Source organism: Halomonas sp. NyZ770, assembly GCF_020616575.1.
GTDB classification, from domain to species: domain Bacteria; phylum Pseudomonadota; class Gammaproteobacteria; order Pseudomonadales; family Halomonadaceae; genus Vreelandella; species Vreelandella hamiltonii.
Genome location: NZ_CP085143.1, coordinates 2259640 through 2285005, shown reverse-complemented (window position 1 = coordinate 2285005; position 25366 = coordinate 2259640). Strand labels below are relative to the sequence as shown.

Annotated in this window: 29 protein-coding genes; 21 read left to right on the top strand and 8 right to left on the bottom strand. The window is 58.8% G+C overall.

Annotated features, from left to right (window positions below):
- Positions 1-2 precede the first annotated feature (2 nt).
- From LG409_RS10550 to LG409_RS10520, 7 genes are all read left to right on the top strand, one after another.
- Positions 3-1313, top strand: coding sequence for a cobyrinate a,c-diamide synthase (locus LG409_RS10550; RefSeq protein WP_227406622.1), 1311 nt, complete (start codon positions 3-5; stop codon positions 1311-1313).
- A gap of 106 nt (positions 1314-1419) precedes the next feature.
- Complete coding sequence (locus LG409_RS10545; protein ID WP_227406621.1) at positions 1420-1860, top strand: YtoQ family protein; 441 nt, start codon at positions 1420-1422, stop codon at positions 1858-1860.
- Between the two features lie 19 nt (positions 1861-1879).
- Positions 1880-2491, top strand: coding sequence for a cob(I)yrinic acid a,c-diamide adenosyltransferase (gene cobO / locus LG409_RS10540; RefSeq protein WP_227406620.1), 612 nt, complete (start codon positions 1880-1882; stop codon positions 2489-2491).
- Positions 2492-3270: 779 nt separating this feature from the next.
- Positions 3271-3987, top strand: a complete 717-nt coding sequence (locus LG409_RS10535) for an SDR family NAD(P)-dependent oxidoreductase (RefSeq protein ID WP_227406619.1) — start codon at positions 3271-3273, stop codon at positions 3985-3987.
- Positions 3988-4119: 132 nt separating this feature from the next.
- Complete coding sequence (locus LG409_RS10530; protein ID WP_227406618.1) at positions 4120-4650, top strand: hypothetical protein; 531 nt, start codon at positions 4120-4122, stop codon at positions 4648-4650.
- 65 nt (positions 4651-4715) lie between these two features.
- A complete protein-coding gene (locus tag LG409_RS10525) occupies positions 4716-5609 on the top strand; it encodes a hypothetical protein (RefSeq protein WP_227406617.1) in 894 nt (297 codons plus the stop codon).
- Between the two features lie 57 nt (positions 5610-5666).
- The gene (locus LG409_RS10520; protein WP_227406616.1) at positions 5667-6581 is read left to right on the top strand and encodes an SH3 domain-containing protein; all 915 of its coding nucleotides are present in this window, start codon (positions 5667-5669) and stop codon (positions 6579-6581) included.
- A gap of 78 nt (positions 6582-6659) precedes the next feature.
- Here LG409_RS10520 and LG409_RS10515 read toward each other — a convergent pair whose 3' ends face one another.
- Together LG409_RS10515 and LG409_RS10510 are read right to left on the bottom strand one after the other, a co-directional pair.
- Positions 6660-6953, bottom strand: a complete 294-nt coding sequence (locus LG409_RS10515; RefSeq protein ID WP_213262573.1) for a type II toxin-antitoxin system RelE/ParE family toxin — start codon at positions 6951-6953, stop codon at positions 6660-6662.
- The gene (locus tag LG409_RS10510; protein ID WP_016914150.1) at positions 6953-7192 is read right to left on the bottom strand and encodes a type II toxin-antitoxin system ParD family antitoxin; all 240 of its coding nucleotides are present in this window, start codon (positions 7190-7192) and stop codon (positions 6953-6955) included. Before LG409_RS10510 ends, LG409_RS10515 begins: the two co-directional genes overlap by 1 nt.
- Positions 7193-7286: 94 nt before the next feature.
- Between LG409_RS10510 and LG409_RS10505 the strand changes: the two genes are divergently transcribed.
- The 3 genes from LG409_RS10505 (at position 7287) to LG409_RS10495 (ending at position 8808) form a co-directional block, all read left to right on the top strand.
- Entirely contained in the window at positions 7287-7499 is a 213-nt protein-coding gene (locus tag LG409_RS10505; RefSeq protein WP_227408109.1) for a Txe/YoeB family addiction module toxin, read from the top strand.
- A 201-nt stretch (positions 7500-7700) separates the two neighbouring features.
- Positions 7701-8159, top strand: coding sequence for a hypothetical protein (locus LG409_RS10500; protein WP_227406615.1), 459 nt, complete (start codon positions 7701-7703; stop codon positions 8157-8159).
- A 58-nt stretch (positions 8160-8217) separates the two neighbouring features.
- Positions 8218-8808 carry a class I SAM-dependent methyltransferase gene (locus tag LG409_RS10495; RefSeq protein ID WP_227406614.1) on the top strand — a complete coding sequence of 197 codons (591 nt, stop codon included), beginning with the start codon at positions 8218-8220 and terminating at the stop codon, positions 8806-8808.
- Positions 8809-8859: 51 nt separating this feature from the next.
- Here the strand turns inward: LG409_RS10495 and LG409_RS10490 are convergent, their stop codons facing one another.
- Positions 8860-9501 (bottom strand): DJ-1/PfpI family protein, encoded by a 642-nt coding sequence (locus tag LG409_RS10490; RefSeq protein WP_227406613.1) that lies wholly within the window; start codon positions 9499-9501, stop codon positions 8860-8862.
- A gap of 85 nt (positions 9502-9586) precedes the next feature.
- Here LG409_RS10490 and LG409_RS10485 point away from each other — a divergent pair, with 85 nt between their 5' ends.
- Both LG409_RS10485 and rho read left to right on the top strand, forming a co-directional pair.
- Positions 9587-10924, top strand: coding sequence for an aminotransferase-like domain-containing protein (locus tag LG409_RS10485; protein WP_227406612.1), 1338 nt, complete (start codon positions 9587-9589; stop codon positions 10922-10924).
- Positions 10925-10992: 68 nt separating this feature from the next.
- Positions 10993-11967, top strand: a complete 975-nt coding sequence (gene rho, locus LG409_RS10480; RefSeq protein ID WP_227406611.1) for a transcription termination factor Rho — start codon at positions 10993-10995, stop codon at positions 11965-11967.
- Positions 11968-12017: 50 nt separating this feature from the next.
- Here rho and LG409_RS10475 read toward each other — a convergent pair whose 3' ends face one another.
- Positions 12018-13214, bottom strand: a complete 1197-nt coding sequence (locus tag LG409_RS10475; RefSeq protein WP_227406610.1) for a DEAD/DEAH box helicase — start codon at positions 13212-13214, stop codon at positions 12018-12020.
- 194 nt (positions 13215-13408) lie between these two features.
- Between LG409_RS10475 and LG409_RS10470 the strand changes: the two genes are divergently transcribed.
- On the top strand, positions 13409-13831 hold the full coding sequence (locus LG409_RS10470) for a Replicative DNA helicase (protein ID WP_081138882.1): 423 nt from the start codon (positions 13409-13411) through the stop codon (positions 13829-13831).
- A gap of 8 nt (positions 13832-13839) precedes the next feature.
- Positions 13840-14310 carry a DUF1456 family protein gene (locus LG409_RS10465; protein ID WP_227406609.1) on the top strand — a complete coding sequence of 157 codons (471 nt, stop codon included), beginning with the start codon at positions 13840-13842 and terminating at the stop codon, positions 14308-14310.
- Positions 14311-14327: 17 nt separating this feature from the next.
- Here the strand turns inward: LG409_RS10465 and LG409_RS10460 are convergent, their stop codons facing one another.
- Complete coding sequence (locus LG409_RS10460) at positions 14328-15077, bottom strand: class I SAM-dependent DNA methyltransferase (RefSeq protein WP_227406608.1); 750 nt, start codon at positions 15075-15077, stop codon at positions 14328-14330.
- Between the two features lie 289 nt (positions 15078-15366).
- Here LG409_RS10460 and LG409_RS10455 point away from each other — a divergent pair, with 289 nt between their 5' ends.
- On the top strand, positions 15367-15774 hold the full coding sequence (locus LG409_RS10455) for a DUF4019 domain-containing protein (protein WP_039179653.1): 408 nt from the start codon (positions 15367-15369) through the stop codon (positions 15772-15774).
- A gap of 27 nt (positions 15775-15801) precedes the next feature.
- Here the strand turns inward: LG409_RS10455 and LG409_RS10450 are convergent, their stop codons facing one another.
- Positions 15802-16404 (bottom strand): YqaA family protein, encoded by a 603-nt coding sequence (locus LG409_RS10450; RefSeq protein ID WP_096922798.1) that lies wholly within the window; start codon positions 16402-16404, stop codon positions 15802-15804.
- A 135-nt stretch (positions 16405-16539) separates the two neighbouring features.
- Between LG409_RS10450 and LG409_RS10445 the strand changes: the two genes are divergently transcribed.
- Entirely contained in the window at positions 16540-16998 is a 459-nt protein-coding gene (locus tag LG409_RS10445) for a hypothetical protein (RefSeq protein WP_227406607.1), read from the top strand.
- A gap of 93 nt (positions 16999-17091) precedes the next feature.
- The gene (locus tag LG409_RS10440; protein ID WP_227406606.1) at positions 17092-17940 is read left to right on the top strand and encodes a bifunctional transcriptional activator/DNA repair enzyme AdaA; all 849 of its coding nucleotides are present in this window, start codon (positions 17092-17094) and stop codon (positions 17938-17940) included.
- 34 nt (positions 17941-17974) lie between these two features.
- Here LG409_RS10440 and LG409_RS10435 read toward each other — a convergent pair whose 3' ends face one another.
- Entirely contained in the window at positions 17975-18895 is a 921-nt protein-coding gene (locus tag LG409_RS10435; protein WP_081138889.1) for a glutaminase, read from the bottom strand.
- Between the two features lie 204 nt (positions 18896-19099).
- Here LG409_RS10435 and LG409_RS10430 point away from each other — a divergent pair, with 204 nt between their 5' ends.
- Together LG409_RS10430 and LG409_RS10425 are read left to right on the top strand one after the other, a co-directional pair.
- Entirely contained in the window at positions 19100-20440 is a 1341-nt protein-coding gene (locus LG409_RS10430) for a cytochrome P450 (protein ID WP_227406605.1), read from the top strand.
- Between the two features lie 86 nt (positions 20441-20526).
- A complete protein-coding gene (locus LG409_RS10425) occupies positions 20527-21990 on the top strand; it encodes a cobyric acid synthase (RefSeq protein WP_227406604.1) in 1464 nt (487 codons plus the stop codon).
- Here LG409_RS10425 and LG409_RS10420 read toward each other — a convergent pair.
- A complete protein-coding gene (locus tag LG409_RS10420; protein WP_039179974.1) occupies positions 21983-22888 on the bottom strand; it encodes a LysR family transcriptional regulator in 906 nt (301 codons plus the stop codon). The genes LG409_RS10425 and LG409_RS10420 overlap by 8 nt on opposite strands.
- 171 nt (positions 22889-23059) lie before the next feature.
- On the opposite strand from LG409_RS10420, the gene LG409_RS10415 reads away from it, so the two are divergent.
- Together LG409_RS10415 and LG409_RS10410 are read left to right on the top strand one after the other, a co-directional pair.
- Positions 23060-24172: a 4-oxalomesaconate tautomerase gene (locus tag LG409_RS10415; RefSeq protein ID WP_227406603.1), complete on the top strand. Its 1113-nt coding sequence runs from the start codon at positions 23060-23062 to the stop codon at positions 24170-24172.
- Between the two features lie 52 nt (positions 24173-24224).
- A complete protein-coding gene (locus tag LG409_RS10410; protein ID WP_193461810.1) occupies positions 24225-25355 on the top strand; it encodes a Bug family tripartite tricarboxylate transporter substrate binding protein in 1131 nt (376 codons plus the stop codon).
- Positions 25356-25366 lie beyond the last annotated feature (11 nt).

The following is a 25366-nucleotide window of genomic DNA, read 5'->3' as shown; positions in this document are numbered from 1 at the left end:
ACATGTTGCAAGGTGAAGCACACGCCGCGTTGATCAGCGCCCCCGGCTCCGGCCAGGGCAAATCCATGGTGACGGCGGCACTGGCTCGACTGCACCGCAATGCCGGGCGCACCGTGCGGGTGTTCAAGCACGGCCCCGACTACCTGGACCCCATGGTGCAAGAGGTCGCCTCTGGCCAGCCGGTGTACCAGCTTCACCCCTGGATGACCGGCGAGCACGAGTGCCGCTGGCGGCTGGCCAAAGCCGCCCAGGAAGCCGATGTGATTCTGGTGGAAGGCTCCATGGGGCTGTTCGATGGCTCGCCCTCCAGCGCGGACCTGGCCATACTGGCGGGTATTCCCGCGCTGCCGGTCATCGATGCATGGGGCATGGCGCAAACCTTCGGCGCGGTGGCCCAGGGCCTGGCCAACTACCACCCGGATCTCGCCATTCACGAAGTGATCGCCAACCGCGTGGGCAGCCCCGGCCACGGCAAACTGCTGGCCGAAAGCATGCCGGAAGGCATTGCCCTGCTGGGGGCCATTCCCCGCCACGAGGCCATGCAGATCCCCGACCGCCACCTGGGCCTGGTGCAAGCCAGCGAACTGGGCGGCCTGGATGCCCAGCTGGATGCCGCCGCGAACGTGCTGGAAGAGGCCGGGCTGGGCCGCCTGCCCAAGCGGGTCACGCTCCGCGCTGAAGCCCCCACGCCTGCCCCGGCACATCTGCGCGGCGTGCGTATCTCCATCGCCAAGGACGACGCCTTCGCGTTTCTCTACCGCGCCAATCTCGATGTGCTCGAAGAGATGGGTGCCATGCTGCGCTTCTTCTCGCCGCTCAATGACACTGCGCTGCCAGAGTGCGATGCCCTGTGGCTGCCCGGCGGCTACCCGGAACTCCACGCCGCCCGCTTCAGCGCCAACCAGCCCATGCACGATGCCATTCGCGCCCACCACTGGTCAGGCAAGCCCATACTGGCCGAGTGCGGCGGGCTGATGAGCTGCGTAGAGCAGCTGGTAGATGGCGGCGGCAACGGCCACGCCATGCTGGGGCTACTGCCGGGCACCGCCAGAATGGCCGGAAAGCTCACTGCGCTTGGGCTGCAAAGCCTGCACACCCAACGCGGCGAACTGCGCGGCCACACCTACCACCACTCGCTGCTGGACACCTCCCTGAAGCCGCTGGCCCGCACTCGCAAGCTGGCAGGCAGCGAAGCCGAACCGATCTACATCGAGGGCGCGCTGGTGGCCAGCTACTTCCACGGCTACTTTCCCTCCGCGCCCAGGCTGGTAGCGGATATTTTCACCGGTCAGGCACTGCAGCCCGCCGCGTAACGGGCAGGGGAGGCGGGTCGCCGGGAAACAAATATGGAAGGTTTTTCCATAAAGCCCAGTGGGCTATGATAGGGCGACACACACTCCCCAACCCCAAGGAGCCACCATGAGCTTTTACGTCTACCTTTCCGGCGAGATCCACACCGACTGGCGCGAAGAGATCCAGCGCGGCGCAGAAGCCGCAGGCCTGGACGTGGTCTTCACCGCCCCGGTGACCGACCACGACGCCTCCGATGCCGCTGGCGACCACCTGGGCAAGCCGGACAACGGCTTCTGGCGCGACCACCAGTCCTCCAAAGTGAACGCCATCCGCACCCGCACGCTGATCGAGCTAGCCGATCTAGTGGTGGTGCGCTTCGGCGACAAGTACAAGCAGTGGAACGCCGCCTTCGATGCAGGCTACTGCGCAGCCCTGGCCAAGCCCTACATCACGCTGCACAGCGAAGAGATCGTTCACCCGCTGAAAGAAGTCGACGCCCAGGCCCAAGCCTGGTGCACCACCACCGATCAGGTCGTGGAAACCCTGCGCTATGTACTGAAAGCGTAAAACACCCCAAGGAGCCCCCATGCGCGAAAATGCCAAAACCCCGGAACGCCATGCCCAGCGCATGGCGGCCAAGCAAAAAATCATGAACGAGCGCATTGCCCGCGCCGACAAAGAGCAGGGCATCTTGCTGGTGCTCACCGGCCCCGGCAAAGGCAAAAGCAGCTCCGGTTTTGGCATGCTCGCCCGCGCCCTGGGCCACGGCATGAAGGTAGGCGTGGTGCAGTTCATCAAGGGCGCGTTCAGCACCGGCGAAGAAGCCTTCTTCCGCAACCTGCCCAACGTGGACTACCACGTCATGGGCGAAGGCTACACCTGGGACACCCAGGACCGCGAACGCGACGTCGCCGCCGCCAACGCCGCCTGGGCACAAGCCAAGCGCATGCTGCAAGACGACAGCTACCACATGGTACTGCTCGACGAACTCAACATCGCCCTGCGCTACGAGTACCTCGACCTGGACCAGATCCTCGACGACCTGCAAGCCCGCCCCCCCATGCAACACGCCATCGTCACCGGCCGCTACGCCCCCCAACCCCTCATCGACCTCGCCGACACCGTCACCGAAATGAAAGTCGTCAAACACGCCTTCAAAGACCAAGGCATCAAAGCCCAAAAAGGCATCGAGCTTTGAAGTGAGGAGAGAAGTGCAAGGGGAGGGGGACTCGTGAGTGTTAGGCGTTCGGCCCCCGTAGCGCGGCGTAACGCCTGAGCGAGAGCAACGAGCGAAGAAGGCACCCGCGAAGGCGGCGCCAGCCGCCCTTGTGGGAGGTAGCTTCAGCTCGCGACGATCAAGCCACCAAACCTCACCCCACCCGCCCTTGTGGGAGGCAGCTTCAGCTCGCGACGATCAAGCCACCAAACCTCACCCCACCCGCCCTTGTGGGAGGGAGCTTTAGCTCGCGACGATCAAGTCACCAAACCTCAGCCCACCCGCCCTTGTGGGAGCCAGCTTCAGCTCGCGACGATCAAACCACCAAACCTCACCCCACCCGCCCTTGTGGGAGGCAGCTTCAGCTCGCGACGATCAAGCCACCAAACCTCACCCCACCCGTAGCGCGGCGTAACGCCCGAGCGAGAGCAACGAGCGAGGAAGGCACCCGCGAAGGCGGCCCCCAGCCGCCCCGGCCCCGCCACATCCCCTCACTCACACTCCTCAAACCACTCCATCCCTTGACCCAACGCAATTTTTCAAAAAATCTGCGTGACCAAAGCCAAATTTATCAATAGAGTATGATTAAATCGTAAAAAGCAGCGGCCACGCGAATTTTGGTTATGCTGCCATGTGTCAGGCATAGTATATTAGAAACAGTGGTTTATGCCTGTTTGAGTGCCGGTATAACATTAATGACCATCAATAGTGTTATGTGGAAGGGCGTATAATCACTGTTAGGCTAAAAGGAGAGTTGATTTATGAGGTTGATGGTCGTTGGAGCGAGTAGAGGTCTCGGTCGGGCATTTATCGAAGGGCTTTGTGCGTCCGGAGACAGCGTTGTTGGAGTTTCCCGTGCTCGGCCAAATGATCTCAGCGTGCCCGACTCAGTTCGTCTCGACTGGATCGAGTCTGATCTAGCGGCTCCGCTCGAAGCGGCCGTGCAGATTGAGCAGCAGGCGCCTCCTGAGTTGGATGTGCTCATATACAATCTGGGCATATGGGAAGAGGCGGCTTTTACGGATGAGTACAAATTTCTTGACGATTCGGATGAAAGTATTGTTGCAATGGTGAATATTAACATCACTGCTACCATTCTGCTTCTGAAAAGGCTAATCCCTAAGCTCCTCGGTTCGACTAATCCTAAGTTGATTCTGACTGGGTCAACGTCAGGGCTTCGCCAGAGTGGACGACCAGAAGTCACATTTGGGGCTTCGAAGTCCTCGCTGACGGGAATTGGTGACGCGTTGAGGGAGAGCTTTAGAGACGATGGCCTAGCGGTTACATGTCTGCAATTGGGTTACTTGAACACTGAAGATGGGCTTTCCGTTCCTCTAGACGAGGCTGCTCTCCGAGGGGAGGGGCAACTTGTTCCGGTTCATGATGTAGTAAATGTTGTTAAAACACTCCTTAATTTGTCTGGCGCATCTTACGTTCGAGAACTCGTACTACCAGCGATACGTGATGAACGGTTTTAAAGTTCCTTGGACGCAAGCCTAACCAGGCCAATCACGGCGACAGCTTTTCCGTTGCGGCTGCGCCTTCACTACAAAGCTGCGCGTGTTGGCGGCGTTAACTATTCCCGCTGAGCTGTGGGTGGAAACGGATAAATGGAAGAAGTCGCTATTGAAATTGCCAGGCTTGAAGTTTTAAGCGACATGATAAAAATTGGGATACCAGCATTTGCTGGCTTACTTTCTGGCCTAGTGGCCGGCTTGTTACCTTACTTTATCGAAAAGCAGCGCCTTAGAGATTCTAGACAGAATGAGGCAGTAAAATTCCGAAGAGAAAAAGTTGCCGAGCTAGTCGATGCCTTGTCAATTTTCTCCGGCCACCTATATCGTTACGTTTCGGCACAGGAATCACTTTTTCAAAATTACAATGAAGCGACCGAAGAGTTTGTGAGTCAAGTTGGTCAGGAGATGCTTGCTAATGAATACCACTTAAAAAAAGCGAGAGCGATCGCCGGTTTGATAAGTGAAAAAGGTCTCTTGAGTTTGTTGGAGGAGTATGATGGACAAGCCTCTGAGACCATTAGAGCAGTGCTCAATAGAGTTCCCGATCCCGAAAAATCGATTGAGGACTTAAAGCTAATAGAACGGAAGGTTATGAATAGCCTAGACGTCCTATTGCGTGACTAGAATGGTTAACAAGGCAATGCACGAGACAAGCGCGTGATTGCGGCGTTATGAATGAAGGAATACATATGGATATCTCAGAAGAATTGGATGAAATTGCAATGCGTAATCTAGAGCACAATAAGTCCAATCTTATTGGCTTAAAGGTTAAGCTGGAAAATTACTTGAAAAATAAAAACACGGATCAATATCTTTCTCATCTTTATAGTGGCGACATAAATGAAGTTTGGTTTGAGGCGCAATGCAAGTCAGCATGCAATCAAATTGAAAAAATTGTTAATGGTGATTCCAAGTTCAACGAATATTACAAGAATATTTTAACTGAAAACGATCTTGTACTGCTCACGCGAGAGTTAATTTCTGATATCTCATTGCTTGATCAAATATCAGGCAGCCGTTTGGGCTTGGATTATCAAGTTGGTCGCGACAACTATTTATCAAGTCATCAATTCTTTCTACATGCCAAGTTCTCATACTTCACCAAAAAATACATAGCTGAAACAACTTGTAGAAATTTCAATTTCTCCACGATGCCAACTCTAATACGCCAATCTATCGAAATTAAGTTAAAAAACATGATTGGATTAGAAAAGGTCGAGAAAGCTGGCGGTGGTTTTAAGTTTGTCTCGATAAGCTCGCTACTAGATTTTTTTGCCAACAATACTGACTTTATAGAGTTTCCTGTGTGTTTGAATTTATTGAAAGCAATCAATACATGGACTAACACATTTGTTCATACAGGAGTTGTTCCTTTTTGTTGGCAAAGCTTAGAAGCTGTTGACTTGATTGAGGATTTATTTTCAATAAAGGATGACTCCTCAGGCTCATTGAGCTTGCATGGATTTACATACTTTAAACCAAATGTAACTATTGACGATCTTCAGCTGGCTTTAAATGCACACTTCAATGCCGAGTTTACATTGACTGAGAGGCGTATAGAAGGTTGTGTAATACGCTCATAACAAGTGGTTCCAGGTGACGCCTACGGCGCACCTGAACCAAGCGTTAGAGCCTATGGAATGAAGAAACCCGACAAAGACCTTGCCCTAAGAGCATTGCGAAAGTTTGATGAATCGCCAACGATGAAGGCGATTCGAGCAATAGAGGATTCCCCAGTGTCCCGGATGGTCTGTCAACTAAATAACTCGCCTGCTTTGCGAGCAATGCGTGAATTACAGAATTCGCCAGCCATGCAGGCTATTCGCCAGCTTGAAGACTCTCCAGTCATGCGCATAATTCGTGATTTGGAGGATTCGCCTGCTTTGAGGGCAGTTCGAGACTTTGAAGGGTCCCCTGCATTTGAAGCGATTCAGAAGACCCAGGAATCACCGGCAATAAGAGCTATTCAAGCCCTTGAACGTCATCCTATTTTGGAGGCTTTTTCAACTGTCGCTGACCGCATTACAACCGGTTACGGCGCGTTGACGTTCACCGAAGCTTATAATTTGCTCGCGGATGAATACGAGCGTCAACAAAGTGAAGGTGTCGGTGAGCCGCTAGACGGACTGACAGAGTCCGTTAAGCAAAGAGCGGAAAGCGGCCCTTCAGGCGCTTTGAGTGCCGAATTCTATCTGAATCTACTCTTTGCTCTATTTCTCTTCTACCTCGCCCAGATGTCTGCTGAGCAATCAGAAGAGAGAATTATGACGCGGATGGATGAGATGGAGCAAACCATATCGAGCCAGTTAGAAGCGCTGTGCCTTCAGCCTGACGAGTTAACATATCTCGTCGCTGATCGCTCGATCAACCTCCGGGCAGGGCCTGGTACAAATTATGATGTCCTAGATGTTCTCCGACGGAACCAGAAGGTTCGTCAATTAGAAAAGGCCAATGAATGGACGAAGGTTGAGTATTTTGACTATGTTGCAAATGAGGCAAAGCAAGGATGGGTGAACAGCCGCTACTTTATCATTGTCCACGATGGCAGTAGGTAGACATTCTCTAACAACCGCATGCACCGGACTGTTGAAAGCGACGTTTCGCTCTGCTTTCACAGCCGGTGATGCGGGACGTTAAAGATGCTGCTCCACATCCATACTGTTGTGGAGAATTCGGATGACAACGATTCTGGATTCCGTACCGGCTCTGTAAAAGATAACATGACTGCCCTGACTGAATTTTTTGTACCCTGGTTTTATGTCACCCGCATCGCGGCCAATATCAGGTTGGCGAGCGAGCCGCTTGAAAGCATCGTCAAGCTGCCTGAGGTACGTATCGCGTTGGCGCTTTCCCCACTTTTCGGTGGTGAAGCGGCCTATCTCGACAACGTCTTTTCGGGCAGAGGCAGTGAGCAGGTATGGACGCATCAGTGAGCTTCGTTGTCCAGTTCGGTAATAACGCTTTCAAGGGAATACTCTGCGATTCCACTCTGCTCGCCTTCATCCAGGAGGCGTTGGAGCCGTTCAAGCTTACTTTCTGTTTCTTCAAGCAGACGCAGTCCGGCACGTACCACCTCGCTCACCGAGCCATAGCGGCCCTTTTCAACCTGAGTGGCTATAAACTCGTCAAAGTGGGGGCCGAGTGTAATGCTGGTATTTCTAGCCATGGGGAGACTCCTGTACCAAATATTGGTATATCATGGCAAAGCACCCATAACAAGGCAAGGCAGGCCGACGCGATAAAGTCCCGCCACTGCGAAGCTGGCCTCCCGCGGCCTCAAACCAAAAGCGCAGGAACGGCTAGCGCTGATAGCGGAAGACCCATACCGCAAGCCGCCCCCGTTTGAGAAGCTTGTGGGTGATCTTGCGGGGGCCTATTCACGCCGCATCAATATTCAGCATCGCCTGGTCTCTCAAGTGCTCGATGACGAGCGAGTGGTGAAAGTTCTCAAGCTTTGGAGCCACTACGAATAATGCATAACCGACGGTTGGGGCGGATGTATTAGCCTTGATTAACGACTGGCTGGGCCTTTTGTAAGAGGTCTGACATCACCCCTGATACAATCCCAGTAGCATACCAGAACCGCTTCCAAAGCTACTTTTTTTACCACTTGTCTCATGGTTTAATTAGCCCCCTTAATTTGAGCATGCTTATACGTTTGGCTAAGGATAAAGATGAACGATTGGACGCGGCGCGTATTGGGGGCTATGACGATTGCGGGGGGAGGTATTGGTATATCTTCCACAATGCCTTACATGATGGTGTCATCGCATGTTCTGGACTGGCTATTTTGTATTGGTTTTATTGTGTTGTTTTCGTGGGGTATCTGGTGCGGCATTCAATTGTTAGAGAAACAGCCGAACGCAGCGCGTGCCAATTTCAAATTTTGGCTAATACAGGTGCCTGTTTTTAATACGCCTGTGCTGGGCTACTTTTTTGGCTCGGGTGCTTACCTGTCCGTGTGGGTGGGTTTGGGCAATATCAGTTATGGCTATAACGCCATGCTGGGCAGTGGTTTTCAGTATTCGTTCATGAATGACTCGTTTCCCACCCTGGTGGGGGTGAACATTCTGGCGCTTTTAATGAGCTTTTGGTTTTATCGAAAAGCCTATGGTGCCGATGTGTCGTCGTAACGCACGGTGCCGTGAGGTATTCACGTGATCATGCATCCTTGGCATATGGAGGGGCAGAATGAACCACGGCACTTATTATGAGCGCTCGAAGCAGATGGATATTTATCCGCACCTACGTGAATCCGTCGAGCGGCTACCCGGCGAGCTGCCCAGGACCGCCATTGATATGGGCTGTGGGGCAGGGCGGAATGCCCTGTTTTTGGTGGAGCGCGGTTATCGGGTGCATGCGTTTGACCATCACCCACTGGCCATCGAGCGCTTACAAGAAGCGGGCAAGGCGCATCTGGGGTTGTCGCTGTTTACCTCTCAGGCCCGTTTTGATGAGTTCGAGTACCCGCCTGCTTCCTTGATTACCGCGTGTATGAGTCTGTTCTTTTGTCACCCTGACGTATTTCCAGCGGTGTGGCACAGGTTGACTCAATCGTTGAGCTCAGGGGGCATGTTTTGTGGCCATTTCATGGGGCCTGAAGATACCTGGGCGCAAGATGAAAGCCGCCATCTGACCATCCACACGCCCGCTACGCTTGCCACGCTATTTGCTGATGACTATCACGTCATTACCCTTCAAGAACAAAGCAGGGCAGGGATGACGCTCATGGGCAAAAACAAGCACTGGCACACTTATTCAGCGATCCTTCAGAAGCGGTGATCTGTGCCAGTAGCGTAGCCTTTTCCTTGGCATGCCTATCACACCACGCCATTATTCACTCATATGAGTCGCCATCCGTGGCGAAGACCCTGCCGCTGGAAGGTATGGGCCAATATTGCGTACCATGCGCTCGATGTATTCTGTTTTCTCCCCCACTGGGGCCACATAATGCATGGCTTCTTCGGCTGCCTCCATGCCCACCAGGCGGGCTATCATCCAACAGGCCAGGTATTGTGAGCCCAGGCAGCCACCTGCAGTGGCGATATTTCCGCTGGCAAAGAACGGCTGATTCAATACCTCGATGCCTGCGTCCATCACCCAGGGCCGGGTGGTGAGATCGGTACAGGCAGGAACGTTCCCGAGAAGGCCGCGTTTGGCGAGCAGCAAGGTGCCCGAGCACTGTGCGCCCAAAAGTTGTTGGTCGGGGTTCAACGTGAGCTGGGCCATCAAGTGCTCGTTTTCAGCAATCTCACGGGTATGGATGCCGCTACCGATCAGGACGGCATCGGCGCTTGCCAGCTCTGCGAAAGAGGCTTGGGCGTGGAGGGTAACGCCATTCATCGATGTCACCTTGGCTTCCGGGCACATGAGCGATACGCGCCAGCCGGGCTGTTTGATGCGATTCAAAATGCCCAAGGCAATCAATGAGTCAAGTTCGTTGAAGCCTTCGAAGGTAAGGATGGCGATATGCATGAGGTGAAGCTCCAGGTGGGGTCACGTATCGCATGCTAGGCATGGTATATATCACAATCAAATTATTGTCATGGATACAATGCCCATGCCACGTGCCCGATACAAACAGGTAGTCGATGCCTTCGCGCTGGAGATTCGTGCTGGAAAGTACCGCCCTGGCATGCGCTTACCTACGCACCGGCAACTTGCCCAGCGGCACGGGTTGGCGCTGGCCACGGCAACTCGGGTATACGCCGAGCTTGAAGCCATGGGGCTTGTGGTGGGAGAAACGGGGCGAGGAACGTTTGTGAGAGATACTGCGCTGCCGCCGGGGCTGGGGGTAGACCAGCAGCAAGTCGTCGATGGCCTGCTAGACCTCAGCTTCAATTACCCCACTGTGGCGGGGCAGGCGGATCTGCTGCGCACAGCGCTAAGCCAGCTCGCTTCATCAGGTGATGTGAGTGCATTGCTCCACTACCAGCCCCACGGTGGTCGTCTGCATGAGAGAGAGATCGTTGCCGAGCACGTGATGCGCAGTGGTCTAAACGTCGCTGCGGAACGGTTATTGCTGGTCGATGGTGCTCAGCATGGCTTGGCGACCACGGCCATGGCGCTATTCAAGCCGGGTGATGTGATCGCCGTCGATGCCATCACGTACCCAGGCTTTAGTGTCCTGGCGCATCGCTTAGGGTTGGAACTGGCAGCAGTGCCCGCCAATGTGGAAGGAACCGACTTGTGTGCACTCGCGAGACTTTGCCAGCGCCGCCGCGTTCGTGCAGTCTATGTTCAGCCCACCGTTCATAACCCCATGGGGTGGGTAATGGGGCTGGCATGGCGGCATCAGCTCATTGCCTTGGCCGAGCAACACGATTTTCTGATCATCGAGGATGCTCCCTATGCGTTTCTTGAGACCCAGGCGCCTCCGCCGCTGGCCAAGCTTGCCCCCGAACGTACGATATACGTGTCAAGTTTCTCCAAAAGCGTGGCCACCGGCTTGCGGGTTGGCTACGTGGTGGCACCTGCACAATGGGTTGCCGATATAGAGCGCACGATTCGTGCGACGACCTGGAATACGCCAGCGGTGATGACGGCGATGGTATGCCAATGGGTGCAAGAGGGAACGGTGGCGCGTTTGGAGCAGCAAAAGCGTGAGGATGCCGCACAGCGGCAAGTGGTGGTGGCTCGGATATTCAAGGGCATGCGCTATCAGGCACACCCTGCGTCTTACTGCGTTTGGCTGCCCTTGCTGGAAGAGGGGCGCGCCGACCGGGTGGCAAGTGCGCTTTTACAACAAGGCATCAGTGTATCGACCGCTGCGCCCTTTTCAACGGCAGCCCAGGTGCCCCATGCCATCCGTCTTGCGCTAGCATCGGTAGATATTCAGCAGCTTGAAAAAGCGCTGTGTACCGTCAGGGAGGTCGTTGAATACCATGCCTACGTTTAACATCCGCCGTCGAGTCACCACGAACACGGCCAACCACGAACCCTCACTTTGACAAGACGGCTCCAACCATGACCCGCAAAACCCTAAGCCTCAAAACGAAACGGCCTCCAGAGGCCAAGCCCGCCGACACAGTGGCCGATTCCTCACCCGAAGAGCAATCACACACCGACCCCGAAAAGCGCTTTCTCAACGGCACCGCCATTCATCCTTTCCCGCGCCTTTATCTGGCCAATGGCGTTCGTGAGTACAGCGTGCGGGCGATGGATTTGATCACGCCCATTGGCATGGGGCAGCGCGGGCTGATCGTGGCGCCGCCGGGGGCGGGGAAAACCACGCTGTTGAAGCATATTTGCCAGGCCGTGGCGGCGGCGTATACCGAGATCAAGCTGTATGCCCTGTTGATCGATGAGCGCCCGGAGGAAGTGACCGATTTCAAGCGCAGCGTGACCGCCGAGGTGCACGCTTCGTCGTCTGACGAAAGCTACGCCCACCATGTGCGCGTGGCCGATAACCTGCTGCAAACGGCGCGCAGGCAAGCCGGGGAAGGGCACGATGTGATGATCGTGATCGATTCATTGACGCGGCTTTCCCGGGTGCACAACGCGGGGCAGCGGGGCAGTGGGCGTACCATGTCGGGCGGGTTGGATACCCGGGCGCTGGAAATCCCCCGCAAACTGTTCGGGGCGGCACGGAACCTCGAAAACGGCGGCTCGCTGACCATTCTGGCCACCGTGCTGGTGGAGACAGGAAGCCGCATGGATCAGGTGATCTTCGAGGAGTTCAAGGGCACCGGCAACATGGAGCTGGTGCTGTCGCGGGAGGTGGCCAGCCAGCGCATCTTCCCGGCGCTCGATATTGCCAAAAGCAGTACCCGCCGAGAAGAGCTATTGATCGAGGCCCACGAGATCGAAAAGGTACGCAGCCTGCGCAGAGCCTTGGCGCCGCTCAAGCCAACCGACGGCGCGCAGAAGCTGCTGGCGCTGATGGAGAAGTACCCCACCAACGCCGAGCTGCTGGCGGCGTTTTCACCCGCTCAGGGGTAAGGCCTGCCACCTGCCTGCGGGCCATCGCTCGCCGACGCTGCGTGCAACGTCTAGCGGCTGCCTTTCTTCACATGCTTCAAATTGGAGGCCGGGACGGCCTTCTTGACTGGAAACTCTGCCACTTCCCGGCGCTCGATGAGCTGGTTCATGCGCCGTTCGATGGCACATAGGTTCTTGAAGTCGCTGATATCCACCAGCGAGATGGCTTCCCCGGAGGCCCCGGCGCGGCCGGTGCGGCCAATGCGGTGGATGTACTCTTCCGGCTGGAAGGGTAAGTCGTAGTTCACCACTCGGCTCAGCTCGCCGATATCCAGCCCCCGCGCCGCGACGCCGGTGGCCACCAGGTACTTGAGCTCACCGGTTTTGAACTGGGCCAGAATCTTTTCGCGCATGGCCTGGCTTCTGCCGCCATGGATGGAGTCCGCGACGATGCCGCGCTTCTCCAACTGGGCCACCAGCTTGGCCGCGCTGTGCTTCTTCTCGACGAAGATCAGCGCCTGGTCCCAGGACTGTTCGTTGATCAGGTGGCTGAGCAGGGCGGATTTGGTGTCCTTGTCGACCGTGATCAGCCACTGTTCGATGGTGTCGGCGGCGCGAACGTTGGGGGTGATGGCGATGTTGGCGGCCAGGTCGGTCATCTTGCTGTCTGAAAAGCTGCGGGCGAGGGCGCGAACGTCCTGGGTCATTGTGGCCGTGAACAGCAGGTTCTGGCGCTGTTCCGGCAGGCGCACGATGATCTTGTGAATATCATCCACAAAGCCCATGTCGACCATTCTGTCCGCTTCGTCCAGCACCATGACCTGAAGCTCGTCGAAGTGCAGGGCGCGCTGATGGGCCAGGTCCAGCAGCCTGCCCGGTGTGGCCACCAGAATGTCCACGCCTTCGATCAAACGCTCCTTCTGGGGCGCGGTATCCACACCGCCATACGCGGCCATCGAGGTGAGCTGGGTATGCTTGGCGTATTGCGCCACGCTGGCGTTGACCTGTACCGCCAGCTCGCGAGTGGGCACCAGAATCAGCGCGCGGATGCGCTTGGCCCGCAGTGCTTCTGCCTTGCTGAAGCGCTCCAGCAGTGGCAGCACGAAGGCGGCGGTTTTGCCGGTGCCGGTTTGGGCGGTGGCGATGAGGTCCTTGCCCGAGAGAATGGCGGGAATGGCCTGTTCCTGGATGGGCGTGGGCGTCTGGTAACCGAGTTCGGTAATCGCCTGAACGAGGGGAGTGGATAAACCGAGTGTAGAAAAAGGCATAAGGGGCCCTGACAGCGAGTCGTAGGTGGGTCGAACGTAAAAAGTGGTGCAGCATAGCGTAAAATCGGCCCGCCGTTGCTCGAATATTGCCCGCCGCGTCACCGTACCCCGCCTCACACAAGGTATAATGCCCCCTTCCCGGCGAAGCCTGTGTGCTTTAGCCTGCTGTTTTACGTCGATAAGGTCGTGGTTTGATGATCAACACCAAAATTTACAAGGCGGTGTACGAGCTGGCCGAAAAGCTGATGAAGGCCGCGTCCAAGGATGACCGCGCCACCTTTGAAGCGCTTTACGCCGAGCTGCAGGCGATCTGCACCGAGCATGAGAACACCGAGAAAGACCACCCCGAGCAGTGGGAAACCCTGGCCGACTTCACCGAAGAGCTGGAAGACGCGCTGCCGATCTACCAAAAGGCGCTGGACAAGGCGGTGGCCAAGCAGTCGAACGACCATCTGGCCTCGATTGGCTTTTCCATGGCCACCCTGCAGGTGGAGCTGGGCGAGCCCCAGGCCGCCATCGAAAGCTTGCAGCGCGCCCAGGCCAGCGCCCAAACGATTGAAGACAACGAGCTGAAAGCAGAGATCGACGAGCTGCTGGCCACGCTCACCAACGGTTAGGAGTCCCCTTGACCAATAACGATATTTTTCGCCGTATTCGCTATGCCTTCGATTTGAAGGAAGCCACCATCGTCAATATCTTCGCCCTGGCAGAGGTGGACGTGACGCCTGCCCAGGTAACGGCCTGGCTGAAGAAGGACGAGGACGAAGCGCTGGTACCCATGAAGAACCGTGAGCTGGCGGCGTTTTTGAATGGCTTCATCAGCTTCAAGCGGGGCAAGCGCGAAGGCCCGGTGCCTGCGCCGGAAACCCAGCTGAACAACAACATGGTGTTCCAGAAGCTGCGTATTGCGCTGAACATGAAGGCCGAAGACGTGCTGGAGGTGTTCGAGCAGGTGGAGCTGCCGCTCAGCCCCCACGAGCTGAGCGCGTTCTTCCGCAAGCCAAGCCACAAGAATTACCGCGAGTGCAAGGACCAGATGCTGCGCAACTTCCTGATGGGCGTGCAACAGCAGCAGCGCCCCAGCCAGGAGAGCTGACGCCTGAGGTAAATACCTTAGCCGTCGCGCTTCACGCACACGAAGATGGCATTGCCAGATGCGTTGTCCCACGGGGTGATGGTCTGGTAGTCGTGTTCGAACACGTGCACCTCGAAGTAGGGCGTCAGCAGGGCGATGAGTTCGCCAAAGCTGACCGCCACCATGGGGTGCTCGTCATTCCATACCTGAGTGACCGCAGGCGTGCTTTTTTCGATACTGAGCCGCAGCGTTTGCCGTTCCCCTTGCCCCGCATAGTGCCAACCCGAACGGAACGTGAAGCGATCCTCGCCCTGCTGGGCGGTGTGCTTGACGAACAGCGCGTTGTCGATGCGCTCCTTGTCCACGCTGTTGAAGCACAGTACGCCGCCGGTGCGCAGGGCGCGGTGGGCGCTGGCGATGCAGGCGCTCAGCTTTTCCAGGTTGGCGTTGTAGTGGATGGAGTATAAAAAGCAGGTGATCAAATCCACCGGCTCATCCACCTCGAATTGGCCCATGTCTTGCAGCGAAAAGTGAGCTTCCGGGCAGCGGGTGGCCGCCAGGTCCAGCATCGGCTGGTGAATGTCCAGCCCGCTGCTGGTGTAACCCACATCCAGAAAATGGCGCACGTGGGGGCCGGTGCCGCAGGCCAGGTCCAGGTGCTGGCTGCCCGCGTTGCCAAACAGCTGATGCAGGCGATGAATGGCGTTACTTTGCGCGCGGTAGTCGATGTCGACGCACATCAGATCGTAATAGCCGGAAAGGTCGGTGTAGAGCGCGTTGACGGACATGGTGGCCTAACGGTGAACGCTAAAGGAAAGAGGTGGCGCATGGTATACGAGCGCTTCGTATTTGAGAAGCCGGGTTTGGCTAGCCAACGGAGAGGGCGATGATACATATTCGAACCCGCCCGCCGTTTATATGCTTGGTTCGGGTTCGAGTATTGCGGGCCGTTCGGCAGCTACCGGCTTGATCCCAATAGCTGTTTCATGCGGCTATGCCTGACGGAGGGCTAAAGAATCCTGGCGATTTTCCGATAATAGAAAGGTACGTCTTTTCTTAGCCACTAACGAGTCTGCCATGCCCAAATTACGTGCTCTGTTGTTGTCCGCTGCCCTGTTGATGCTTACCGCAACGGCTCAGGCATCTGTGCAGGCGGCAGAGGAGGCGGCGCTGGCGTGGTTGGCGAAGATCGACAACAGCGAGTATGAACAGGCATGGGAAGCCGCTTCGCCACTGCTGAGCACACCGCTTTCTGCCACTATGCTTGAACGCACCGTTGCGCTGTCGCGCAAGGACTTTGGCTCGGTGCAATCGCGCCGCCGAGTGCGCGTTTCGCAGTACACCTCCATGCCCGGCGCTGAACGGGGCGACTTCAAGGTCGTTACCTTCCAGACCCAGTTTGCCAACCGCCCCCGAGTGGTCGAGGTAGTAACCCCACATCTGGAAAACGGCACCTGGCGGGTCAGTGGTTACTATATCGAGTGACGGCTGGGCCAATCAGCTGCTAGCCCATCATACGATCATCCCCGCCAATGCCTGCATGACCAACACGATGACCAGCACCGCGCTGCCCAGTGCGAGGCTGGTCATCAGTGCATGGCGCTTCCACAGGGTTTCAACCCGTTTGCCATAGCGTTTCACTAGCCAGGCCAGCCCGTAGTAGCGCAGCCCGCGTGAGAGCAGCGCCGCCAGCACGAATAGCAGGATGGGGTAACCGGAGAGCCCGGCGGTAATCATGGCCACCTGGAAGGGGATGGGAAGAATGCCGATGGCCAGAATCGCGGCAAACCCGTAGCGGTTGAAGAAGCCCTGAAACGCCTGATAGCTCTCTTCCATGCCCATGAACTCGATAAACCAGGTTCCCACCGATTGGTAGAGCACCATGCCCACGCTATAGCCCACCAACGACGCCACCAGGCAGCCCAGCGTGGTGGCCGTGGCAATCGCCCAGATCCGCTGTTTGTTCACCGCCATCAACGGGATCAGTACCAGCTCGATGGGCACGGGCAGTATGATGGTTTCCAGAAACGAGAGGGTGGCGATCAGCCAGAGCATGTGTTTGGAGCCGTTCAAACGCTCCAGCCAGTGCTGGGTACGGGTAGAGATCAGCGCCATCGTGTCCTCCTGACGTAAATGGCATGGCCGACTGGCGGCGGCGCACATGATGAATGTGCGGGGTTGTCGTGTAGAGTAGACTGTTGCGTATTCATTGACCGACGCACTTGGACCGACTCACACGGAGTGACTCACATGAGTGATCATCATATCGTCATCATTCCGGCAGAGCCTCACTATCTGCCCTCTGCGCAGCAGGTAGCCCAGGCCAAGGCTGCGTTGTGGCAGTGGATGCCCGAGGCAGAGAGTATAGACGAGCAGGTATCAGAGCATGTGATGTTTCATGACTGTGGCAGCAACTTCGAGTACGTGCGCTGCCACCTGTGCGCACAAGAGCTGACCCTTCCTGAGTGGCATCTCCTGATGGATCAGGATTACGACGCGCAGCGTGGCTTTGCGCTCCTTCCCCAGACGCTACCGTGCTGCGGCAGCGTTGCCAGCGTGCACCAGCTCGACTACTCCTTCCCCCAAGGGTTCGCTCGGTTTTCGCTCACGGCCATCAACCCCAGAACAGGGGCCATGAGCCCCCAACAGACCGAGTCGCTGCAACGCCACCTGGGGCAACCCTTGCGGGTGATTTACCGGCATGTGTAGTGCGCAAGATTCGGGTAGGTGTCGGGCCTTTCACTGGGTAAGCTCTAGCGAGCATCAGCCTCTTTTTGCCCCTTTGCCCGTGAGATGGACGCGATGAACGACTACGCCCGTATCGAAAAAGCCATGGCCTTCATGGTGGCCCACGCCGCCCAGCAGCCGAGCCTGGAGGCGGTGGCCGAGCAGGTACACTTGAGTGCGTTCCATTTTCAGCGGCTGTTCAGCCGCTATGTGGGGGTGAGCCCGAAGCGCTTTTTACAAGCGTTGACGCTGGCGCGGGGCAAGCAGTTGATTGCTTCTTCCCAGAGCCTTGCCGACACCGCCGAAGCGCTGGGGCTGAGCGGCGGCTCGCGGCTTTACGATCATTTCGTGACGCTGGAGGCGGTCACGCCGGGGGAGTTCAAGCGCCAGGGGGAGGGCGTGGAAATTGCTTATGGGGTTCACCCCACGCCGTTTGGCCAGGTGCTGGTCGCCACCACCCCGAGAGGCATTTGCCGCATGGGCTTTCTGGCAGCGACACCCGAAGCGGAGATTCTGGCGCAGCTGGCCGCCGAGTGGCCGCGCTGTACCTTGCGCCACCAGCCGGACGCCACGCGTTACGCCGTCGAGGCGCTGTTCGAACCGCCGCGCAGCGCAGCGCCTGGTGCACTTTCGCTGCATGTGCGGGGCACCAACTTTCAGCTCAACGTGTGGCGGGCACTGCTGATGATTCCGGATGGGCAGCTTGCCAGCTACTCCCACATCGCCCAGTGGCTGGGGGCGCCGAAATCGTCTCGGGCGGTGGGTAACGCGGTGGGCGCCAACCCCGTGGCGCTATGGATTCCCTGCCACCGGGTGATTCAGCAAAGCGGCGCCCTGGGTGGCTACCGCTGGGGGCTGGAGGTGAAACGCCAGGTGCAGGCCTGGGAAGCGGCCCAGCATCTGGAATCCTCGGAAAGCGCTTGAAGCGAGTGACCGGCTAGTGCCCAGCTAGCGCACGCTAATGTCCAAATATGGACCAGCCCGTGCGCTGCACGAACATCTCCAGGGCGCGCACTCCCAGAAGGCTGTTGCCGTAGCTATCCAGCCCCGGTGACCAGACGGCCAGCGAGCCGCGCCCCGGCGCAATGGCCAGAATGCCGCCGCCCACGCCGCTCTTGCCCGGCAAGCCCACGCGGAAAGCAAACTCTCCGGAGGCATCGTAGTGGCCACACATCATCATCAATGAGTTGATTCGGCGTGCCCGCTGGGGCGACACCACCCGCAGGTTGCTGGGGCGGTTGACGCCGTCGGAAGCCAGAAACAGCCCGGCGTGGGCCAGTTGCTCGCAGCTCATGGCGATGGCGCACTGGTGAAAGTAGGTGCCAAGCACTTTGTCCACGTCGTGGCGCAGCCGCCCAAAGGCTTTCATGAAGTGCGCCAGCGAGGCGTTGCGGTCCTTGTGCTGCATTTCCGAGGCGGCGACCTGATGGTCGAAGCAGATGCTGTTGTCGTCGGCGATATAGCGCACGAAGCTCAATATTTCGGCCAGGGTTTCCTTGGGGGCGTGGCCCATCATGATGGCGTCTACCACCGCAATGGCCCCGGCATTGATGAACGGGTTACGCGGTTTACCGCTCTCGTGTTCCAGCTGCACGATGGAGTTGAAGGGGTCGCCGGAGGGTTCGCGGCCGACGTTGGACCACAGCGCATCGCCGAGCTTTCCCAGGGCAATGGTCAGGGTGAAGACCTTGGAAATACTCTGAATCGAGAACGGCGTGGCGGCGCAGCCCGCCGAGAAGCGCTCGCCCTCGACGGTGGCCAGGCTGATGGCAAACTGGTTGGGGTCGACCTGGGCCAGTTGGGGAATGTAGTCGGCCACCTTGCCGCGCTCGGTGGCGTGGGATAGCTCGTCGGCAATCTCGTTCAGTAGCGTTTGCATCTCGGGGTCATCGCTCGCTTCAAGAGCCGCTACCCTAGCGGAAAAAAGCCCGGCTGTCTGCTGGCGGCAGCCCGCTGAGGCGCTGCGGAATAACCTTGATAACCCTTTGAGTTGATAAACATGCTGTTTGCCGTGGGAGCCCTTGCAGCGGGGCCGGTGGCATCTACACTGCAGCCTGAACCCTGCCCGGTCAAAGGAGCTTTCATGGATAGGATATCCAACGCGGGGCCTCTGCCCACGGCGTCACTGCGCGATACGCTGGCCATTCTGTGCCAGGTGCTGGCGCCCAACATTGCCAAAGGGGTGATCATTCGTCGCCCCCATGTGGTCGGCGTTGCCGAGCGGTTGTCGCTGGACGCCCGTGCCGTACAGCGCATGCAGTCGCTGAGCGAGAAGTATGGCCGCGGGCCGCTGATGCTCAAGGTGCCGATGAAGTCCATGGCGGTGGTGCTGGACCCCGCCGATGCCAACGATGTGCTGGAGCATACGCCCACCCCCTTTTCACCCAATGAGCAGGCCAAGCACAGTGCCCTCAGCCACTTCGAGCCGGGGTTCTCGCTGATTTCCGAAGGAGAGGCCCGCGAGCAGCGCAGGGCGCTGAACGAGCGGGTTCTGCAAAGCGATTGCCCTCACCATGATGCTTCCGAGGCGTTCGTGCAGGTAGTGCAGGAAGAGGTCACGGCACTGCTGGAGCGGGTCGCCACCCGCTATGACGAGCTGGATTGGCCGACCTTTCTGCTGACCTGGGACCGCATCGTTCGTCGCGTGGTGCTGGGCGACGCCGCCGCCGATGACCGCGTACTGACCGAGGAGCTGACTGCTCTCCGCAAAGCGGCCAACTGGGGCTTTTTGCGCCCCAAGCGCCAGCGCCTGCGCAAGCGCTTCGAGCAGCGCCTGGCGTATTACCTGCGTGAAGCGGCACCCGGCAGCCTGATGTCTGCGCTGGCTCAGCAGTGCCCTGGCCGGGAGCAGGCACCGTTGCAGCAGGTGCCCCAATGGCTGTTTGCCTTCGAGCCAGCGGGCATGGCGACCTTCCGCGCCCTGGCGCTGCTCAGCGCGCACCCGGATTTCGCGTCGCAGGCGCTGGCCAAAGCGCAACAGGGCCACCCGCTGGATGATTTCAAGGCCACCCTGCTGGAAGCGCTACGGCTGTGGCCCACCACGCCGCTGCTGCTGCGCCAGACCACCCAGCCAACCCAGTGGCAGGCAGGCACCATGCCCGCCAACACTTCGGTACTGATTCACGCACCCTACTTTCATCGCGACGAGCGCTACCTGCACGCCGCCCATCGCTTCACCCCCGAGCTCTGGCTGACGCCGGAAGGCCATAGCCACACCCAAACGCCCTGGCCGCTGGTTCCGTTCAGCGGTGGGCCGGGTATCTGCCCCGGCAGGCATGTGGTGCTGCTGGTCACCAGCCACTGCCTGGCTGCCCTGTTGGGGCAGGCCCGCATCGTACTTCATCCCCCGGAAAAGCTCTCCGCAGAGGCCCCCATGCCGGGCCTGCTGAGCCCGTTCCATTTGCGTTTTCGGGTGCATCGCTAAGGCCCGTGACGCATCGGGATTCTTGCACGGGGTGGCAGGGCGCTATTTAATGCAAGCCGTCCTTTGGCCCACTGCAATGAGTTCCCATGACCACACTGATGATTCAAGGCACCACCTCGGATGCAGGCAAAAGTACCGTGGTGGCGGGGCTGTGCCGTGTTTTGCAGCGCCGGGGGGGCTCGGTGGCTCCGTTCAAGCCCCAGAACATGGCGCTCAACAGCGCCGTGACCATCGATGGCGGAGAGATTGGCCGCTCCACTGCGCTTCAGGCCCAGGCGGCGGGGGTGATGCCGCACAGCGACATGAACCCAGTGCTGCTCAAGCCGGAAACGGACCGGGGGGCCCAGGTGATCCTGCGGGGCAAGGTGCATGGCCATATGGATGCACTGGATTATCACGCCTTCAAACGTACCGCCCAGGAGAGCGTGATGGCCGCCTGGCAGGCGTTGTCCCAGCGCCATGAGGTGATCATTGCCGAAGGGGCGGGGAGCCCGGCAGAGATCAATCTGCGCAAGGGCGATATCGCCAACATGGGCTTTGCCGAAGCCGTGGATTGCCCGGTACTGCTGGTGGGCGATATCGACCGTGGCGGGGTGTTTGCCCAGCTGGTGGGTACCCTGGCGCTGCTGAGCGACAGCGAGCAGGCGCGGACCAAGGGGTTCATCATCAACCGTTTTCGGGGGGATATCGGGCTACTGGAGCCGGGGCTCGAGTGGCTGACGGCGCGCACCCGCAAACCGGTACTGGGTACGTTGCCCTATCTGCCCGGATTGCTGTTGGATGCCGAAGACAGCATTGGCACGGTGCAGGCAGAAAAACAGCGCGACACCCTGAACGTCATCGTGCCTGCCTTGCCACGCATCAGTAATCACACCGACTTCGATGCCTTGCGCCTGCACCCGCAGGTGTCGTTGAGCTTTATCGGACCGGACCAGCCGATACCGGCAGCCGACGTGATCATCCTGCCGGGCAGTAAAAGCACCGCCAGCGACCTGGCCTGGCTGAAGCGCCAAGGGTGGGAGGCTGCCATCGCCAGGCACTTGCGTTACGGGGGCAAGGTGCTGGGCATTTGCGGCGGTTTTCAGATGCTGGGGGAGTGGGTGGACGACCCCGAAGGGCTGGAGGGAACCGCCGGGCGGGTGGCGGGCCTGGGCTGGCTGGCGCTTTCGACGCGCATGGCCCCGGCCAAGCAACTGCGCAACGTGCACGGAGTGCTGGCCGGTAGCCAGGTGGCGGTGAGCGGCTACGAAATCCATCACGGCGTGAGTGAGGGCAAGGCGCTGGAGCGCCCGCTCTTCGACCTGGGCGGCCATTTTGATGGGGCCATCAGCGAGGATGGGCAAGTGTTGGGGACCTACCTGCATGGGTTGTTCGACCACCCCGATGCCTGTCAGGCCTTGCTGGAACGGTTGGGGCTGGCCAGCGCCAGTCGCATCGATTACACCGCCCATCGTGAACAGGCGCTGGACCGCCTGGCCGATACGCTGGAGGCGCACCTGGATATCGAGGCAATACTGGCCTTGCTGACGCCCGTAGGCGGCGCTAGGTAGAGCCGTTACCCCAGTGCTCCAGCAGCAGGTCGATAAACAGCTGCGCCGTGCTGGATAGGCTGTGGGAATTGCTGCGCACCAGGCCGATCGAGCGCTGAATGCGCGGCTCCGGTAGCGCCCGAGAGCAGAGCGTATCGTGGTCGGGGCCGGGCATGGTCATGCGCGGCAGGATGGCCACGCCGAGCCCCGATTCCACCAGCCCCAGCGAGGTGGAAAGGTGCTGCACTTCGTAGAAGCTGTTGAGGTGCACGCCTTCCGCCGACAGGGCATTGTCCAGCAGAGTGCGGTTGCCGCTGTCCCGGCTGACGGTGATCAGGCGGACATCTGCCAGGTCGCTCCATTCGATTTGCTGCTTGCTGGCCAGCGGGTGATCAGAGCGCAGCGCCAGCACGAAAGGGTCACGCAGCAGCGGGGTGAAGCGTACTTCCGAGCTTTGCGCGCTGATCATGTTGATCCCGAAGTCGGCCTCTCCATTGATGACCTTTTCCAGACCTTCGTTGGCGCTGACGTCCAGAATGCGGATCCGAATGCCTGGCCAGGCCTCGCTGAACACGCGAATCACACTAGGCAAAAAGTAGAAGGCCGCCGTGGGCAGGCAGGCAATGGTCACCGTGCCTTTCTGGTGGGTCACCAGCTCGCGGATACCCAGAATCGACGACTCGTACTCTTCCAGCATGCGCCGTGCTCGGGGCAGGAAATCGGCCCCGATGGGGGTTAGTCGTGTACGCCGTGTGGTGCGTTCAAGTAGTTCAACTTCAAGGAGTTCTTCCAGTTTCTGGATGCGCCGAGTGAGGGCGGGCTGGGACAGGTGAAGACGCTGGGCAGCCTCATGAAACGTGCCCAGTTCCGCCACCAGAATGAACGCCTGAAGGTCGAGAAATTCGAGTCTATGGAGCATCGGATTGTTGCGCAAAAAAGCTGGTTTGATAAGCAAAACACATTAATGCAAGAAATGGATTTATAGCAATGGATATTTGCATTTGAGGCATTAAAAATTGCCTGACATTCTCCGCCTATCAGTCAACACGACCAGTCGACACGACGGGTCAAGATCATCACGGTGGAGCCCATGAACAGTATTCCATGTGTCGTTATGCGGGGAGGCACCTCACGAGGCCCTTTCCTGCGAATGAAGGACCTGCCCGCAGATCAAGGGCAGCAGGCCGACATTCTGCTGAGCTTGATGGGGTCTGGCCATGCGCTGCAAATCGATGGCATCGGCGGGGGAGACCCGCTGACCAGCAAGGTCGCCATCGTCGAACGCTCTTCCCACCCGGAAGCCGACGTCGATTACCTGTTCGCACAGGTGGACGTGCTCAACAAACGAGTCGACTTCAACCCCAACTGCGGCAACATGCTCTCGGCCGTTGGCCCCTACGCGCTGGAGACCGGCCTGGTAGAGCCGCAAGATGGCGTCACGGTCGTCAAGGTGTACAACCTGAACACGCGCCGGTTGATCGAATGCCATGTGCCTACCCCGGCCAGGCAGGTGCAGTACGAGGGCGATGTGTGTATCAGCGGAGTGCCCGGCAGTGCGGCGGGCATCCAGTTGAGCTTTCTGGATATCATGGGCAGCAAGACGGGCCAGCTCCTGCCCACTGGCCACGCCAGCGAGATGATCGAGGGCGTCGAGGTGAGCTGCATCGACGCGGCGACGCCGATCATGCTGCTGCGCGCGGAGTCGCTGGGCGTGACGGGTCATGAAGCGCCCGCCGAGCTGGATGCCAATCAACCCCTGCTCGACCGTCTGGAAGCGCTGCGCCGTGAAGCGGGCAAGCGCATGGGGCTGGGGGACGTGCGTGAAAGCGTGCTGCCCAAGGTGGTGCTGGTGTCGGCGCCAGCGGCGGGAGCAAGCACCTTGAATGTGCGTTATTTTGTGCCCCATCGTTGCCATAAGGCCATTGCCGTCACCGGGGCGATGGCCGTGGTGGCCGCCCTCAACGTGCCCGGCTCGGTGGCCAACCTGCTGGCCCGCGACGTTGGGCGAGTAACGCCTGATGAACTGCTTTGCCATCTGGTACTGGAGCACCCCTCTGGCACCATTGCGCTGACCGCCGAGTACCGCAATGACGACCCCTTCGACATTGCCCGTGTCTCGCTCATGCGGACCGCACGCAAGATCATGAGCGGGCAGATTTTTTATGCGGCCCCCGCGGCTCCGTCGCTGGAAGCCGCTACGTAAACCACCGCGATAAATGCATTGACCGACAATAATCAATAACAGGAGTAGCGCCATGAACGTTCTTACTCACTCACCACGCGCTAGCGTGATCTCTGCCTCTCGCCATGTCTATCGCAAAGCGCTGCTGGTGCTGGCGTGCTCGGCACTGGGAGCCGTCAGCCTGAATGCCCAGGCCGACGAGGTGGCCGTGCCCGATACCATCCGCTGGACGATTCCCTTTGGCGTGGGGGGCGGGACGGATGTATGGGCCCGCTTTTTGACCACCTGGATGACCGATCACATTCAAGGGGCTCCGACGCTGGTCATCGACAACGTGCCGGGCGGAGGCTCCATCAACGGCAGCAACCTGTATGCCATGCGTGCGCCTTCCGATGGCAGCCAGTGGCTGGGCACGTCGGCGTCTACCCAGTATCCCGCCATGCTTCAGGACCGTCGCGTACGCTATGACTACAACGACTGGACGCCGATACTGGCTTCGCCCACCGGCGGCGTGGTGTACGCCCAGCCCAGCCTGGGCAGCAGCCCGGAAGAAGTGCTCGATGCCTTGAGCGAGCAGCGGGTGAAGTTTGCGGTGCAGAGCCACACGGGCCTGGAGTTACCGGTCTTGATCGCGCTGGATATGCTGGGAGCGGACGTACAAGCCGTGTCGGGCATGCGCAGCCGAGGAGAGGGGCGGTTGGCCTTCGAGCGCGGCGAGGCGGATATCGATTTCCAGACCACATCGGCCTATTTCAGCAGCGTAGCGCCGCTGGTGGAGAGTGGCCGTGCCGTGCCGCTGTTCTCACTGGGCGTGCTGGACGATCAGGGCGACATCGTGCGTGATCCTGCTTTCCCTGAACTGCCGACGTTCAATGAGGTGTATGAAGCCGCTCATGGAGAGCAGCCCGGTGGACTGGCCGGTGACGCCTTCCACAAGTTCTTCGCATCGGGCTTCACGCTGCAAAAGATGATCGTGGTGCCCAAGGATACCCCCGAAGCGCTGGTGGCTGAGTATCGTGAAGCGGTGCGCCGCTTCATCGATACCGACGAGTTCAAACAGGCTGCCGACGCACAGCTTGGCCCCTATACCCAAGTGGTGGGCGAGGTCGTGGAGCAGCATTTGCAGGATGCCATGGCGTTGGAAGATGCCACGCGCGAGTGGCTGGTGGAATGGCTGTTGGAGCAGCACGGGGCGCGCATCTGAGCCCCTTTCAA